The following is a 16,247-nucleotide window of genomic DNA, read 5'->3' on the forward strand; positions in this document are numbered from 1 at the left end:
GCCCGCCGCCGCGCCGGATGGGGATGGCGAGGCACGGCGGCGGGCCGACCGGATCGCTTCGGTTCCGGGGCTCCCCGGGGGAGGGGGGAGGGAGAGAGCCCGGCCGCCCGGGGGTCAGAGCAGGGCTTCGGCGGTGATGGGCAGTTCGCGGACGCGGCGTCCGGTGGCGTGGAATACCGCGTTGGCGATGGCGGGTGCCACGCCGATCTGTACGAGCTCGCCGAGGCTCTTCACGCCGATGGGGTCGGCCCTGTAGTCCTCCCCGTTGAGGTAGACGGCCTTGAGGTCGGGAATGTCGGCATTGACCGGGACGAGGTAGTCGGCGAGGTTGGCGTTGACGATCCGGCCGTCGCGGTGGTCGGTGACCGTGTGTTCCAGCAGGGCCGCGCCGATGCCGCCCACCATGCCGCCGATGGCCTGGCTGTCGGCGAGCTTGGGGCTGATGATGCGGCCCGCGTCGTACACGCCCAGCATCCGCCGCACCCGGACAAGGCCGAGCCGGGCGTCGACCGCGACCTCGGCGAACATCGCGGCGTAGCCGTACATCGAGAACCGGCTGTTCTCCTCGGGAGCCCAGGACCCGCCCGCCTCCAGGTGGGTGCGGTTGTTGCGGGCCAGGAGCTGCCGGTAGGTCTCCCCGCGCGCGGGGTTGCCCTTGACGTGCAGCCGTCCGCCGCGGACCACGATGGCGTCGGCGTCGACGCCGTGCAGCGGTGAGCGCTCGGCCTCCACCGCGAGGGTGATGGCCTGCCGCCGCAGCTTGTCGCAGGTGTCCTGGACGGCGGATCCCACGCTGGCCATGGTCTGCGAGGCACCCTGGGGCGGGGCCTGCGGCATGGTGGAGTCGCCGAGCCGGAACTCAACGTTGCGTACGGCCAGGCCGAGGGCGTCGGCGGCGACCTGGGTCATGGAGGTGTACGTGCCCGTACCCACGTCGTGCGTCGCGGACTGGACCACCACGGTGCCGTCGGCGTCGAGCCTGGCCTGGGCGTGGGCCTCTCCCCGGAAGACGTCGTAGCAGCCGGTGGCCACGCCGGTGCCGATGAGCCAGTCGCCGTCCCGCCGGGAGCGTGGCCGGGGGTTGCGCCGGTGCCAGCCGAATTCGCGGGCGCCGACGCGGAAGCACTCGCGCAGCCGCCGTGTGGAGAAGGGCTGCTGCGTCGAGGGGTCTTCGCCGGGTTCGTTGCGCAGCCGCAGCTCGATCGGATCGATGCCGAGTTTGTAGGCGAGTTCGTCCACCGCGGTCTCGATGACGAAGGCGGCGCTGCCGTAGCCGGGGCCGCGCATCCACATCGGGGTGCTGACGTCGAGCGGCACGATCTGGACGTTCTGGCTGACGTTGGGCACGGCGTAGAGCATCTGCCCGAGTGCCTGGTTGGCCTCCCAGAACTGCTCGTAGCGGGAGGTCTCGTACTTCATCTCGTGGACCATCGCGGTCAGCCGCCCGTGCCGGGTGCTGCCCAGGCTCAGCTTGTACTCGTAGGCGGGCCGGTAGCCCACCGTGAAGTACATCTGCCTGCGGGTCAGCGCGAGTTTGACCGGGCGTCCCACCTCGCGTGCGGCGAGTGCCGCGATGACGACGTGCGGCCAGGTCCGCAGGGCGTTGCCGAACGCGCCGCCGATGAACGGCGAGAGGACGCGCACGTTCTCTGGCGGAATGCCGAACACGGACGCCGCCTCGTTCTGCGCGCCGATCACCCACTGGGTCTTGTCCCACAAAGTGAGCTTGTCGCCGTCCCAGCGGGCGATGGTGGCGTGCGTCTCCATCGGATTGTGGTGGTTGCGGGAGAGCCGGAAGGTCATCTCCATCCGGACGTCCGCGGAACCCAGCGCTTCCTCGGCGTTGCCCCGTGCGTAGGGCTCAGCGAAGGGAGCGGGCCCGTCCTGGGCCGGGCTGCGGGTCAGGTCGGTCGACGGCTTCTCGGCGTCGTAGGAGACCTTCACCAGGTCGGCGGCGTGTTGCGCGGCCTCCAGCGTGGTCGCCACCACCACGGCGACCGGCTGGCCCAGGAACTGGACGGCATCGTCCTGGAAGGCGCGCAGCCGCCGGCCCGGGAAGGGGAAGCTGGCCGGGTTGTCGCGATACGCAAGCCTGGGCGCGTTGCGGTGGGTGATCACCTTCAGGACGCCGCGCTGGGTTTCGGCGCCGCGGGTGTCGATGCCGGTGATGCGTCCGCGTGCGATGGTGCTGTTGACGATGACGGCGTGGACGACGCCGTTGATGTCGTGGTCGGCGGCGTACTTGGCCTGGCCGGTCACCTTCAGCCGTCCGTCGACCCGGGACAGCGGTGCCCCGACGGCTGCCTGCGGCTGCGGGCTCACTTGCCACCTCCTACGACGCGCAGTTGGCGCTCGACGGTCCGTTTGAGCAACTCGACCTTGAAACGGTTGTGCCGGAGAGGCCGGGCCCCGTCGGCGGCGTGTTCGGCGGCCTTGGCCCACAGGGCGTTCGACGGCCGCCGCCCGATGAGTTCCCGCTCGACGGCGGGCAGTTTCCAGGGGACGGTGCCCACGCCTCCGGCGGCCACCTTTGCCTCGCGGATCACTCCGCCGCGGATGTGCAGGGCGACGGCCGCCGAGGTGAGCGCGAACTCGTAGGACTGCCGGTCGCGCACCTTCAGATAGCCCGACCTGAGTGGGCGCGGAAGAGCCGGAACCTCCACCGCGGTGATCAACTCGCCCCGGCGCAGAGCCTGCTCGCGATTCGGTGTGCTGCCCGGCCGGAGCAGGAAGTCGGCGAAGGACACCGTCCGCTCCCCGTCCGGGCCCAGCAGATGGACCGTCGCTTCCAGGGCGGTGAAGGCCACGGCCACGTCGGAGGGGTGGGTGGCCACGCAGGCGTCGGAGGTGCCGAGGATCGCGTGGGTGCGGTTGACGCCGTGCAGGGCCGCGCAACCCGAGCCCGGCTCGCGCTTGTTGCAGGCGGCCGTCACGTCACGGAAGTACGTGCAGCGGGTGCGCTGCATGATGTTGCCGCCGATGGTCGCCATGTTGCGCAGCTGCGCCGACGCGCTCAGCTCCAGCGCCTGCGAGATCACCCGATACAGAGCGCGCACCTCCCGGTGGGCAGCGACATCGGCCATCCGTACCAGCGCGCCGATGCGCAGGCCCCCACGCCGGGTGACCGTGACTTCGCGCAGCGGCAGGGCGCTGATGTCGACCAGGGTTTCGGCGCGTTCGACGGTCTCGCGCATCAGGTCGACCAGTGTGGTGCCGCCGGCGATGTAACGGCCGCCGCCGCGGCCCGCGTCGAGGGCCTCACGGGTGTCGGTGGCCCTGGTGTAGGAGAAGGGATGCATGGGGACCGTGCCTCATTTCCCGCGGGCGGTCTGCTCGACCGCGCGCACGATCTTCACGTAGCAGCCGCAGCGGCAGATGTTGCCGCTCATGAACTCCCGGATCTCCTCCGGTGAGCCGGTGTGACCCTCGTCGATGCAGCCGACGCCGGACATGATCTGGCCGGACGTGCAGTAGCCGCACTGGAAGGCGTCCTGGTCGATGAACGCCTGCTGCAGCGGGTGCAGCCGCTCTCCTCGCGACAGGCCCTCGATGGTGGTGACCTCGGCGCCGTCAAGCCGAACCGCCAGCGTCAGGCAGGAGTTGACCCGGCGGCCGTCGACCAGGACGGTGCAGGCGCCGCAGGCACCGGCGTTGCAGCCCTTCTTCGATCCGGTCAGGCCGAGGTGTTCGCGCAGCAGGTCAAGGAGCGAGGTCCGGTTGTCGACCGTCACGGTGTGCCGCTTGCCGTTGACGGTCAGGGAGACGCGGCTGCCGGGCGGTGCCTCGGCGGCGTCCGCGGGCTCGGTGCCGAACACGGACTGTCCCGCTATGAGACCGCCTGCCACGACCGCCCCGCCGACGGCGGTGGTGGTCGCGATGAACGTGCGCCGGGAACGGGCGGACGCGGACCCCTCGGATGAGCCCTCGGGGGGAGGAACAGCTGACTCGGTGGGTTCGGTGAACATGACCACTCTCTCGGTCTACGGAAGGCGGTTGGCGGTACCGACCACCGTCATGTGCACGAATCGGTCCCGCCGGGTGGCGTCGTGGTCTGCCGTGTCCCGGCGGTGCCGGTCGGCCCGGCGTCCGGGGACACGGTTCACGCCGCGGCGGACCAGGCGGGCCGTCGGCCCAGGAGGAGTGCGGTGGCCGGGGGGTGAACACGATCGGCAGCCGCCTCACCAGGTCTCCGGTGCGGCACGGCATCCACTGTGCGGCAAGTGGCGCGATACAACGAGCACAGATTTTTGGGACGACTCGGGTAAGTACCACTGCCGTTGGTACGTCTGGCAGTAGCAGTCAGGGCGGTCCGACCGCCGGCGGTGGTCGTCATGCCGTCATGCGTGGGGAGGGTGCCCGGTATCGGACGCCCTCCCCTGTTGAAGTCGTCCCTCGCCTAGCTCTGATCGAATGAGTGGTCGTACCACTCGATCGACGTGCCGATCAGGCTGGCGGCGACAATGCGCTTGATACCGACGGGCGTTGGCGGAGCCGTTGCAGGGGCGGCCATGGTCACCACTTCGTGGAGAGCTCTGCCCTAGAGTCCGGAGTTCGGGAGTCTTGAGTCCGGGAGTCCTGAGTCCGGGAGTCTGGAGTCCTGAGTCCGTTCCGCCCTCACCCTTCCGCCCTCACCCTTCCGCCCTCACCGTTCCGTCCTCACCCGGAGGCGTAAATGGCCGTTCGCCGTGTCATGCCCATCATCCAGTCGGAAGCGACGCAGGAGAGCCGGGAGTTCTACGGTCTGCTCGGCTTCGAGGAAGTCATGAATCTCGGCTGGATCACGACGCTTGCCTCGCCGTCCACCCCGGCGGCCCAGGTCAGCGTGATGACCAGCGACAAGACCGCCCCGGTCACCCCCGACATCAGCATCGAGGTCGACGACGTCGAGGCGGCTTACGCGGCCATGCGGGACAGCGGCGCGGAGATCGTGCACCCCATCCAGGACGAGGAGTGGGGCGTACGGCGCTTCTTCGTACGTGATCCCAACGGCCGCGTGATCAATGTGCTGAGCCACCGCTGACGCTCCCGGCGACCGCAACCGGTCCGTCCCTACTTCCCATGTGGTACTTCCGGTTCCTTCGGCTGTACGACGCCACCGGGTCGCCGCTCGGGAATGCTGAGCAGCATGGAACCGGCTGACCAGGAGACACAGGCACGCCTCAGGCCCACCGTCGTACGCGAGGCAGGGCCCCGAACGGCATTCCGTTTCGGCTGGGGATCCGGCTGGAGAAGTGCGCGCCCCGTGGAGCGTGCCAGTTACGCGATCGGCGCCCTCCTCTTCGCCGTCGGCCTCTTCCACCTCTTTGTCTTCGCGGTGGACGGGGGGCCGTGGGACGGGCCGGTGTCCTGGCGCAAGCCCACCACCTTCGGGCTCTCCTTCGGTCTGACGCTGATCGCGATCGCCTGGGTGACCTCGTATCTGCGGATGAGCGGACGCATCCGCACGGTGCTGCTCACGCTCTTCGCCGCGGACTGCGTCCTGGAGGTCGGCGGCATCACCCTCCAGGCATGGCGGGGCGTGCCGTCGCACATGAACATGGAGACGGGCTTCAACACGGCCGTGTCCTTCACGCTCGCGGTGGGCGGCGGGCTGCTTGTGGTGCTGCTCTCGGTGTTCGCGGTCGTGTCGTTCCGGCGGCGCCCCGAGGGGCCGACAGGGATGGCGCTCGCCCTGCGGGCCGGGTTCGCGATCCTGCTGGTGGCTCTGGTGTCCGGCGCCGGCATGATCGCCCGGGGCGTGGCCCTCGCCAGGACGGGCGACCAGCTCGGCGCCTACGCTTCGACCGGATTCCTCAAGCCCCTGCACGGCGTCAGCCTGCACGCGGTCCTCGTCCTGCCCGCCGTGGCCTGGCTCCTTTCGCACACGTCGTGGAGCGTCGAGACCCGGCAGCGGCTGGTACGCCTGGCCGTCGCCGGGTACGTGCTGGCGGTCCTTGCGGCAGGGGTGTGGGCGATCCTGACGTTCTGACCGCCACAGGTGAGGACGTAGACGTACGGGTTGGGAGTCTGCTCAGCCGCGATCGATACGTTCAAGGAACTCCAGGACTCGCGCGAACAGCATCTCCGCCGACTCCTGGTGATACTCCTCGGGCAGGCTCGGGTCGGTGATCAGATGCCCGGAGACCGGATACTCGAAGAACTCATAGGAAGCCCCCGAGTCCCGGACCGAGGCCGCGAACGCGTCGATCAACTCCTGCTCGCGGAACGGGTCGTCGGCCGCGTAGTGCACCTGAACCGGCACATCCTCCGGCCAGGCCGACGCACCGAACGCCGCCAACGGCAGCGCCGCGTGCAGCAGTACGGCACCCCTGGCCCCCGGCCGCGTCGCCGCGAGCAGCTCCGCGGAAGCGCCGCCGTTGGAGAACCCGGCGTACACCACAGCCTCGGGCAGTTCGGCGACGGCCGCCTGCGTCCGGCTGATGAGTTCGGGGATGCCGCCGATCGACTCGACCCATTCAAGGGCGGTCGTGTAGTCGTCGAAGACTTTTCCGTCGTAGAGGTCAGGGGTGTGGACGAGGTGTCCGGCCGAGCGCAGCCGCTCGGCCGCATCGGTCACGCCGGGCCGCAGCCCCAGCACGGAATGGAACAAGACGATCTCTGTCATGGTGCCTGTCTAGCACCCTGGTCTGACAACTGACCCTCATTGACTGCTGATTGCTGAGTTCAACCTTGCCGGTCGCGGTCGCATGCCCGCCCCGGCCATCGCCAACCCGCAACCGCTTACTTATTCGCTGAGCTGCCAGGCTTCAAGAAACCTGTTCGACCTGCAGGTTCTGGCTCGCGTCCCACGGTCATCACAATCCGGAACCGATGAGGGCAGCTGATTTGGGATTCTCTCGTCGCTCCCCACCGCGGCGTCCTACACTCCCACCTCTTCGGCCCGGAAGGTGGCACCTGTATGTATTTGGCATGTACCTGTGACCGCCGTATCGCAGGGGAGTAATGCATGATCACGCTGAGCGTCCCCGTCATGATTACCTTCGGAGTCTTTCTGATCGCGGTGGTCATGATCGGCGTCGTGACGCATGGAGAGACGACCACGTTCGAGGACTTCACGGTCGGCGGCCGTCGCCTCAGCGCCCCGGTCGCGGCGTTGTCCGCCGGAGCCAGTGACATGTCCGGCTGGCTGTTCCTGGGCCTGCCGGGCGCCGTGTATATGGCCGGGATCGGGGCTACCTGGATCGCCGTCGGCCTGATCATCGGCACGTATCTCAACTGGCGGCTTGTCGCACCTCGCCTGCGCACCTACACCGAGTTGGCCGATAACTCCGTGACTCTGTCCGCGTACCTGGAGGGTCGTTTCGAGGACCGGAGCAGGGTGCTTCGGCTCCTCTCAGGCATGGTCACGGTCGTGTTCTTCACCGTCTACGTCGCCAGCGGACTGGTCGCCGGCGGGCTCCTGTTCAACGAGATATTCGGAGCCGATTTCGAGTTCGGGCTCACGGTCTTCGCCGTGGTGATCGTCGTCTACACCATCCTCGGCGGCTTTACGGCCCTGAGTGTCACGCACTCCATCCAGGGCACGCTGATGTTCCTCGCGGCGATCGCCCTCCCTGCGATCGGTCTCTGGCAGCTCGGCGGCTTCGGCGCGCTGCACGGCGCGCTCACCGACACGACCCCGGCGCTGCTCGACCCGGGAGTCCGGGCCTCCTTCGCCGGCAACGCGTGGACGGCCGGTGAGCCGCTCGGTGCCGTGGCGATGATCTCGATGCTCGCCTGGGGGCTCGGCTACTTCGGCCAGCCCCACATCCTGAGCCGCTTCATGGGTATCCGCAGCACACGGGACATACCGCTGGCCCGCCGTCTGGGTGTGGGTTGGGTGTTCGTCGTACTGCTCGGTGCCTCGTTCATCGGGCTTGCCGGGATCGCCGTGCTCGACGAGCCGCTCGACAATCCGGAGACAGTCTTCATCGAACTGTCCACCCAGCTGGTCAACCCCTGGATCGCGGGAATCCTGCTGGTGGCCGTGCTGGCCGCGATCAAGTCCACGGTGGACAGCCAGCTGCTGGTCTCGGCCACGTCCCTCACCGAGGACTTCTACCGAGCGTTCGTCAACCGGCGGGCCTCGGACACGGTGCTGCTGGTGGTGGGGCGTCTGAGTGTGGTGGCCGTGGCGCTGGTCGCCTACGCGATCGCGTTCAGCGGCGGTGCCGTGCTCGACATCGTCGCGTACGCCTGGGCGGGATTCGGCGCGGCCTTCGGCCCGGTGATCATCCTGTCGCTGTACTGGCCGCGGATGACGGCAGCCGGGGCGATGGCCGGCATGGTGACCGGCGCGGTCACCGTGGTCCTGTGGGACGAGATCGACCCGCTCCTCGGGCCGCTGGAAACGGGCGTCTACGAGATGGTGCCCGGCGTGCTCGCCGCCACCGCGGCAGCACTGCTCTTCGGCAAGTACGTCGGATGTCCCCCGGCGCGCACCTGGAGCGGCACGATGGAGCCCGCGATGGCGGTGACCCCCACGGCGACGCCCCCCACGACGGAGGACGACAAGCCGCACTACGGCACCGCGACGTACAGCTCGACGGATTACGGCACGGGGGCGTACGGCTCGACGGACTACGGCACCCCCCGGGGAATGCCGCGGGACGACGACCCGTGGCGCCAGTGACCTTGCGTCCGGCTCGGCGTACTGCTGCGGCGTGCCGTAGGGCTCCTGGTGGTCGGTCACCACGGTTGTGCCTGTGCGTTGGCCGCGGTTGCCCTCCAGGGGCAGGTCACGGATCGATAAATAGTTATTAGCATCTATTTTAATTTTCTGTTACGGCTGTTGTGCTTCCGGTCACGCCGCGCGGTACCCGTCCCCCGAGACGCCCGGAGCACCAGATGTCGATCCCCGTTCACGACACGCGCGCCGCCGCAGGGCCCCGTGCCCCACGCTGCGGTGAGAAGCCGACCGAGCCGAAGTCCGCCTTGTTCGTCGTTGCCCTCGGCTTCGCGCAGTTCGGCCTTTTCGTCGCCCTCCTCGGGCCGGTCATGGTGAGCATGGCGCTCAAGGTCGCCACGCTCACCGATGCCGCCACCGAGCGCACCGCCGCGCTCGGCACGATCCTCGGCGTCGGCGCCATCGCCGCGGTCGTGGGCAATGTCGTCTTCGGCCGGCTCTCCGACCGTACGACTTCCCGGTTCGGGCGCCGACGGCCCTGGATCGTCGGCGGCGTCCTCGCGATGGCCGTGGCGCTGCTGTGGGTGTCGCAGGCGACCACGGTCGCCGGACTGGCGGTCGGCTGGTTCGTCGCCCAGCTCGCCGCGAACGCGTGCTTCAGCCCGTTCATCGCGACGCTGGCCGATCAACTGCCCGAGCGGCAGCACGCGAAGGTCTCCGCGATGGTCGGCATCATGCAGAACGTCGGGATCCTCGGGGCGACCCAGATCGCGTCCCGGCTCACCGAGAACATGGTGCTGCTCTTCATGGTCCCCGCCGCGATCGGTGTGGTCGGCATGCTCGTCTACGCCGCCGTCCTGCCCGACCCGGTGCTTCCCGCCAAGCCCGGCCGGTTCGATCTGCGCGCGCTGCTCCAGACGTTCTGGGTCAACCCGGTCCGGCACCGTGACTTCGGGCTTGCCTGGGCTTCCCGGTTCTGTCTCGTCCTCGCCTCCTTCCTGTTCACCACCTTCCGGTTCAACTTCCTCGTCGACCGGGTCGGTCTTGAGGACGCCTCCGCCGCGGCCGCCGTCGCCAGCGCGACGCTCATCTATACGGTCGTCCTTGTCGCAGCCGGTTGGGTCGCCGGTGTCGTGTCCGATCGCACCGGTCGGCGGAAGGTCTTGGTGGCGGCGTCAACGGCCCTGTTCGGGCTGGGAGTTGTGCTGCTCGCCCATGCCGACACCCTCACCGCCTTCTACCTCGTTGAAGCGATCATGGGCCTGGCGTACGGCATCTACATGAGCGTCGACATGGCGCTGGTGCTCGAAGTGCTGCCCGACCCCGAGGACGCCGGAAAGGACCTCGGCGTCTTCAACATCGCCAACGCCCTGCCCCAGTCCGCGGCACCGTTCCTCGGCGCCCTGCTGCTCGGCTTCGGCGGGGCCGGAGCGGGCCCGCAGTACGGGCTTCTGTTCTGGGTCGCCGGTCTCGTCTGTCTGGCCGGCGCGTTCGTCGTCCTCCCGATCAAGAAGGTGCGCTGACGTATGACCACGTACGACCGCATGACCACGTACGACACCGCGCTCGCCGCGCTCTCCCTCGAGGAGAAGGTCCAACTGCTCACCGGCGCGACCGCGTTCACGCTGCACGGTCACGAGGGCATCGGCCTCGCCCCGATGGCGTTCTCCGACGGTCCGACCGGCGTACGCGGCCTCGAGTTCACCGGCGGCGCGGAAGTCGCCCTCTTCCCGAACGCCACCCTGCTCGCCTCCGCGTGGAGCACCGACACCGCCCACGAGGTCGGCGAGCTGCTCGCCGACGAGGCCGAGCGGCAGCGGATCCACGTGGTGCTCGGGCCGACCATCAACCTGCACCGCAGCCCGCTCGGCGGCCGCCTCTTCGAGCAGTACGCCGAGGACCCGCTGCTCACCGGGCACCTGGCGGCCGCGTACGTCCGCGGGCTGCAGTCGAAGGGCATCGGGGCCTGTCTCAAGCACCTGGTGGCCAACGAGTCGGAGACCGAGCGGAATTACCTGAGCTCCCAGGTCTCCGAGGAGGCGCTGCGCGAGCTGTATCTGCTGCCGTTCGAGATCGCGGTGGCGGACGCTCAGCCGTGGTCGATCATGGCCGCGTACAACGATGTCAATCAGGTGGCCGCGACCGAGCACGACGCCATCAACAACCAGGTGGTCAAGGGGGAGTGGGGCTGGGACGGACTCCTGATGTCCGACTGGTTCGCCACCAAGACCTCCGCGGCGGCCGCGAACGGCGGCCTCGACCTGGTGATGCCCGGCCCCGACGGACCGTGGGGCGCCGCCCTGGTCGCCGACGTCCGCGCCGGGAAGGTCGCCGAGGAGACCGTCGACGACCACGTACGCCGACTGCTCCGGCTTGCCGACCGGGTCGACGCCCTCGGTGAGACGCGCACGTGGCGCACCGGCCTCCCCGCGCCGGACGCGCCCGAACGCCGGGCGGCGCTGCGCCGCCTTGCGACCGACGGCATGGTCGTACTCCGCAACGAGCGCGGCGTACTGCCGCTGGCCGGGGACGAACAGGTGGCGCTCATCGGGCGACCCGCCGTGGAGACCGTGTGCATGGGCGGCGGCTCCGCCACCGTGAACCCGCCGCACCAGGTGACCATCGCCGACGGCCTGCGCACCGCACTCGGCGACGACCGCGTGCGGGTGATCGACGGCGTCGACGTACGAACCCTGCCCGTCCCGGCCGGACCGGACGCCCTGACCCACCCCGACACCGGTGCCCCCGGCGTACGCGTGGTCATGCTCGACGCCGACGACGCCCGGCTCATCGAACGGCACCGCGATGTCGCCTCCGTCTCGGTCGGCTGGGACGGCGACCTGCCGCGGCCGGTCGCGCGCACCCGGCTCACCGGCCGGTCGGCCGAGGGCGGGCGGCTGCGCCTCGGCGCGATCGGGACCGGTGCCTGGACCCTGCGCGTCGACGGGCGTGAGGTCGCGGCGTTCACGCTGGCGGCCGGTGGCCACGACCCGGGCGAGGCGATGCTGGTGCCGCCGCGCCGCACCCTCGACGTGGACGTGCCCGCGGGCGCCCTGGTCGAGGCCGAGGTGCGGATCGTGCCGACCGAGCCGGTACCGGGCCCGGACGGTGTCGTGGGGGTGATCGCCCACGCCATCGCCTCCGGCATGGGCATCAAGGGCCTGGTCGCCGCGCCCGTCCCGGCGCCGGTGGCGGAGACCATCGCCGCGGCCGTCGACGCGGCGCGGGACGCCGACGTCGCGGTGGTCGCGGTGGGCCTCACCGACGAGCAGGAGACCGAAGGGGCCGACAAGACCACCCTGCGGCTGCCCGGTGAGCAGGACGCGCTGGTGCGGGCGGTCGCGGCCGTCGCCCCGCGCACCGTCGTCGTGGTCAACGCCGCCACCCCGGTCCTCATGCCCTGGGCCGACGAGGTCGACGCGATCGTGGTGGCCGGACTGCCCGGCCAGGAAGGCGGGCACGCGGTCGCCGACGCGCTGCTCGGAGTACGGGAACCGGCCGGTCGCCTGGTCACCACCTGGCCGGTGGCCGACAAGGCCGCGCCCGCGTGGGACGTAGTACCCACTGCCCTCCAACTCCCTTATACCGAAGGCACGTTCATCGGCCACCGCGGCCACCACGCGGGCCGTGCCAAGGCCCCGGCGTACTGGTTCGGGCAGGGCGAGGGCTACGGCACCTGGGAGTACGACGCGGCCCGGCTCGTCGACGGCCACCCCACCCCGGCGGTGGAGGTCGACCTGCGGAACACCGCGGGCCGCCCCTCGCGCGAGGTCGTCCAGGTCTACCTTCAGCCCGCCGAGCCCGATCAGCCGGTACGCCTCGTGGGCTGGACGACCGTGACCGTACCGGCGGGCGAGAGCGTCACCGTGACCGTGACCACCGACCCGCGCGCCTGGCGCCGCTGGACCGCCGACGGCTGGTTGCCCCTGACCGGCGGCGAGTTGCTGGTCGCCCGCGGCCTCGGCGACGTACGACACAGGCTCACCGTCCCGGCCTGACCGGCGGCTCATGGTGTCGACACCACTCGTAGAGTCGACACCATGAGTACTGGAGCTGACCCGCGCCCCCAACCGGCACGACGGGGGCGCGGGCGCCCGCGCGGAGGCGGGGGAGCGGAGACCCGCACCCGGATCCTCGACGCCGCGGCGGAACTGTTCGCCGAATCCGGCTACCGGGCCACGACCATGGTCGCGGTCGCCGAGGCCGCCGGGCTGAGCCAGACCGGGCTGCTCCACCACTTCCCGGACAAGGAACGGCTGCTCGCCGACGTCCTCGACCGCCGCGACCGCCTCGACATGGAGGCCATCGGCGACATCCCGGACGCCCGCGGCTGGGACCGCTTCGACAACCTGCTGCGCCTGGTCGAGCACAACACCGGCCAGCCCGGCATCGTCCGCCTCTTCGCCGCCCTCGAGGGCGAGGCGATCGACGCCGACCACCCCGCCCACGACTGGCTGCGCCGCCACCACCGCATGGCCGCCGAGATGATCGGCGCCTGGCTGACCGAGGCGATCGAGGACGGCACCGCACCGCCGGACACCCCGGTGGACCGCATCTCCCGCCTGACGGTCGCGGTCATGGACGGCCTCCAGGTGCAGTGGCTGATGGACCCCGAAGGCGTCGACATGATCGGCGACTTCGCCGCTCACTTGGCGGCGGTACGGGCGCGATGGGAGCGGAAGGGGGATGCGTTTCATGGTTGACGTGATCGTGGTCGGCGGCGGTCCGACCGGCTTGATGCTGGCCAGTGAGCTGCGGCTGCACGGCGTGCGCGTACGCGTACTGGAGAAGGCGGCGGAGCCGACCCGGGTGGTCCGCTCGCTCGGCCTGCATGTGCGCAGCATCGAGGTGATGGACCAGCGCGGCCTGCTCGACCGGTTCCTCGCGCTCGGTCAGCGGTACCCGCTCGGCGCCGGTTTCTTCGCCGGTATCGCCAAGCGCTCGCCCGACCGCCTGGACACCACGCATCCGTACATCCTCGGCATCCCGCAGCCCACCACCGATCGCCTGCTCGCCGAGCACGCCACCGAACTCGGCGCCGAGATCCGGCGCGGCTGCGAACTGGTCGGGCTGAGCCAGGACGAACACGGGGTGACCGCCGAGCTGGCCGATGGGACGCGGCTGCGCTCGCGCTACCTAGTCGGCTGCGACGGCGGCCGCAGTACGGTGCGCAAGCTGCTCGGCGTCGGCTTCCCCGGCGAGCCCTCCAGGGTCGAGACGCTCATCGGCGAGATGGCGGTGGCCGTGGAGCCGGAGGAGCTGACCGCCGTGGTGGCCGAAGTCCGCAAGACCCAGCTGCGGTTCGGTGCGATGCCCCTCGGGGACGGGACGTACCGCGTTGGCGTGCCCGCCGAGGGGGTGGCCGAGGACCGCACGGTCCCGCCGACCCTCGAGGAGTTCAAGCAGCAGCTACGGGTGCACGCCGGGACCGACTTCGGCGTGCACTCACCGCGCTGGCTCTCCCGCTTCGGCGACGCGACCCGGCTGGCCGAGCGTTACCGCGTAGGCCGGGTGCTGCTTGCCGGTGACGCGGCGCACATCCACCCGCCGACCGGCGGGCAGGGCCTCAACCTCGGCATCCAGGACGCGTTCAACCTCGGCTGGAAACTGGCCGCCGAGGTGCGCGGCTGGGCGCCGGAGGGCCTCCTGGACAGCTACCACACCGAACGGCACCCGGTGGCCGCCGACGTCCTCGACAACACCCGCGCACAGATGGAGCTGATGTCCCTCGAGCCGGGCCCCCGGGCAGTGCGCCGACTGGTGTCGGAACTGATGGACTTCGAGGAGGTGAACCGGTACCTGATCGAGAAGATCACGGCGATCGGGGTCCGCTACGACTTCGGCGAGGGGCACGAACTGCTCGGCCGACGGATGCGGGACGTGGAGCTGAAGCGGGGGCGGCTTTACGAGTTGATGCGCGGCGGCCGCGGACTGCTGCTCGACCGGACCGGCCGACTGTCGGTGACGGGCTGGGCGGACCGGGTCGACCACGTCGTGGACGCCGCCGACGCCGCCGACGCCGTCGATGTCAGCGGGGAACTGGACGTGCCCGCGGTGCTGCTTCGGCCGGACGGTCACGTGGCGTGGGTCGGTGAGGAACAGCGGGATCTGCTCGGCCAGTTGCGCAAGTGGTTCGGCGCCGCCATGAGGTGAAGCCGTTTTTCAGCTCGACCTTGACCCTGCGTCGGCCCATTGATCCATGCATCAGCCCATTGATCCATAGGAGTGCACCGACCAGCTCCCCGTCGCTCGCTGCCCGGTGGGCCCCGTGTGCGGGCATACGGTGGTGCGTCGTCGGAACAGCCGAGTGTCACCGGACAACAGCGAGGCCGGGGTAGCGATGCGTCAGACCAATCTCACGGGAGAATCGGCCGAATACGTCAGCGCCCGCGAGGAGTTGCGGCAGGCCGAGCTCGAGCTGATGCGCCATCGTGAACGCGTCGCCGAGCTGCGGCGCACCTTGCCGCTGGGCCCCGTCGTCGACGACTACACCTTCGAGGAGGGCCCGGCCGACCTCGAGGCCGGTGACGCGCCGACGCGGACCGTACGGCTGAGTGAACTGTTCACCCGGCCCGGGCGCGACCTGATCGTCTATCACTTCATGTACGGCAAGACGCAGACCGAGCCGTGCCCCATGTGCACGATGTGGATCGACGGGTTCAACGGCGTTGCCCGCCACGTCGCGCAGAACGTCGACCTCGCGATCGTCGCCGCGGCCGAGCTGCCCGCACTCCGCGCGCACGCCCGGAACCGCGGGTGGACGAATCTGCGGCTGCTCAGCGCCGGGTCGAGCACCTTCAAGTACGACCTGGGCAGCGAGGACGCCGAGGGCAACCAGGACTCGACGGTGTCCGTGTTCACCCGCGACGACGACGGGTCGGTACGCCACTTCTACTCGGTGCACCCCCGTATGTCCGACGACTTCGACGAGCGAGGCATCGACCTGCTCACCCCGGTATGGCACCTCCTCGACCTCACCCGCCGAGGCCGGGACAACTGGTACGCCACACTCGACTACTAGCTCGACTACTAGGGGGAGACACCCCTTGGTAGTACGCACGGCTGCCGAGGCCACCCTTCACCGCGCGCCGCCGAACGGTTCGACGCCCACGATGCGGCGTACCCGAAGGGGCTCGACGACCACGGTGATGCGGCGTTCGTCGGGCAGCAGCCACTCGTACGGTGTGCCCAGGTACTTGTGGGCGAGCCGGTCCATGTCGCGGTTTGCCTGCTCGCCCTCGACGAAGCGGGTGACGCGGCCGTGGATCTGGATCCGGTCGAAGGGGTTGTCGGTGTCGGCGTTCGAGAGGCAGACGCGCGGGTCGGCGCGGAGGTTGCGTTCCTTGACCCGGCCCACGGAGGTGTTGAACCACACGCTGTCCCCGTCCAGATCGACCCACATGGGACTGACATGCGGGGAGCCGTCCGGGCTTGTGGTCGCCACGAACCAGATGCCCTTGGCCGCTAGACGGTCCCGTATGTCCTGGGTGAGCTGGCGCATTTCTCTCTTCTCTCTGTGCTGACGCTCCCCGTTCCGGAAGCGCGGGCAGGATCAAGCATGCCTGGTGACCGGGTCGGCGGAAGACTCACCCCCCAGTCAACTGGTCGTCCGACGCGGGCAGTTGAGGAGTTCCACCTGGGG

13 protein-coding genes are annotated in these 16,247 nt (G+C 70.0%); 8 read left to right on the top strand and 5 right to left on the bottom strand.

The annotated features are described in order from the left end of the window. Nucleotides 1–114 precede the first annotated feature (114 nt). From ACWD10_RS06240 to ACWD10_RS06250, 3 genes are read right to left on the bottom strand one after another with little or no spacing between them, the layout of a single operon-like run. The gene (locus tag ACWD10_RS06240; RefSeq protein ID WP_451087559.1) at nt 115–2,322 is read right to left on the bottom strand and encodes a xanthine dehydrogenase family protein molybdopterin-binding subunit; all 2,208 of its coding nucleotides are present in this window, start codon (nt 2,320–2,322) and stop codon (nt 115–117) included. Then, on the bottom strand, nt 2,319–3,299 hold the full coding sequence (locus tag ACWD10_RS06245) for an FAD binding domain-containing protein (RefSeq protein ID WP_451087561.1): 981 nt from the start codon (nt 3,297–3,299) through the stop codon (nt 2,319–2,321). Before ACWD10_RS06245 ends, ACWD10_RS06240 begins: the two co-directional genes overlap by 4 nt. A gap of 12 nt (nt 3,300–3,311) precedes the next feature. Next, nucleotides 3,312–3,965 (bottom strand): (2Fe-2S)-binding protein, encoded by a 654-nt coding sequence (locus ACWD10_RS06250; RefSeq protein WP_451087563.1) that lies wholly within the window; start codon nt 3,963–3,965, stop codon nt 3,312–3,314. Nucleotides 3,966–4,672: 707 nt separating this feature from the next. On the opposite strand from ACWD10_RS06250, the gene ACWD10_RS06255 reads away from it, so the two are divergent. Beyond that, a complete protein-coding gene (locus ACWD10_RS06255) occupies nt 4,673–5,020 on the top strand; it encodes a VOC family protein (RefSeq protein WP_451087565.1) in 348 nt (115 codons plus the stop codon). 105 nt (nt 5,021–5,125) lie between these two features. After that, nucleotides 5,126–5,968, top strand: a complete 843-nt coding sequence (locus ACWD10_RS06260; protein ID WP_451087567.1) for a hypothetical protein — start codon at nt 5,126–5,128, stop codon at nt 5,966–5,968. Between the two features lie 42 nt (nt 5,969–6,010). On the opposite strand, the gene ACWD10_RS06265 is transcribed toward ACWD10_RS06260, so the two are convergent. Continuing rightward, the gene (locus tag ACWD10_RS06265; protein WP_451087569.1) at nt 6,011–6,604 is read right to left on the bottom strand and encodes a dienelactone hydrolase family protein; all 594 of its coding nucleotides are present in this window, start codon (nt 6,602–6,604) and stop codon (nt 6,011–6,013) included. Between the two features lie 342 nt (nt 6,605–6,946). Here ACWD10_RS06265 and putP point away from each other — a divergent pair, with 342 nt between their 5' ends. The 6 genes from putP to ACWD10_RS06295 all read left to right on the top strand — a co-directional run bounded on the left by putP (nt 6,947) and on the right by ACWD10_RS06295 (nt 15,626). Further along, nucleotides 6,947–8,611, top strand: coding sequence for a sodium/proline symporter PutP (gene putP / locus ACWD10_RS06270; RefSeq protein ID WP_451087571.1), 1,665 nt, complete (start codon nt 6,947–6,949; stop codon nt 8,609–8,611). A gap of 215 nt (nt 8,612–8,826) precedes the next feature. Further along, nucleotides 8,827–10,128 carry an MFS transporter gene (locus ACWD10_RS06275; protein ID WP_451087573.1) on the top strand — a complete coding sequence of 434 codons (1,302 nt, stop codon included), beginning with the start codon at nt 8,827–8,829 and terminating at the stop codon, nt 10,126–10,128. Between the two features lie 3 nt (nt 10,129–10,131). Continuing rightward, nucleotides 10,132–12,603 carry a beta-glucosidase gene (locus tag ACWD10_RS06280; RefSeq protein WP_451087575.1) on the top strand — a complete coding sequence of 824 codons (2,472 nt, stop codon included), beginning with the start codon at nt 10,132–10,134 and terminating at the stop codon, nt 12,601–12,603. Between the two features lie 42 nt (nt 12,604–12,645). Further along, on the top strand, nt 12,646–13,308 hold the full coding sequence (locus ACWD10_RS06285; RefSeq protein WP_451087577.1) for a TetR/AcrR family transcriptional regulator: 663 nt from the start codon (nt 12,646–12,648) through the stop codon (nt 13,306–13,308). Further along, nucleotides 13,301–14,758 (top strand): rifampin monooxygenase, encoded by a 1,458-nt coding sequence (gene rox / locus ACWD10_RS06290; RefSeq protein WP_451087579.1) that lies wholly within the window; start codon nt 13,301–13,303, stop codon nt 14,756–14,758. Before ACWD10_RS06285 ends, rox begins: the two co-directional genes overlap by 8 nt. A gap of 187 nt (nt 14,759–14,945) precedes the next feature. Then, nucleotides 14,946–15,626, top strand: a complete 681-nt coding sequence (locus tag ACWD10_RS06295) for a DUF899 family protein (RefSeq protein WP_451087581.1) — start codon at nt 14,946–14,948, stop codon at nt 15,624–15,626. Nucleotides 15,627–15,683: 57 nt separating this feature from the next. Here ACWD10_RS06295 and ACWD10_RS06300 read toward each other — a convergent pair whose 3' ends face one another. Then, on the bottom strand, nt 15,684–16,106 hold the full coding sequence (locus ACWD10_RS06300) for a PPOX class F420-dependent oxidoreductase (protein ID WP_451087583.1): 423 nt from the start codon (nt 16,104–16,106) through the stop codon (nt 15,684–15,686). Between the last annotated feature and the right edge of the window lie 141 nt (nt 16,107–16,247).

This window comes from Streptomyces sp. NPDC002851 (assembly GCF_053591935.1).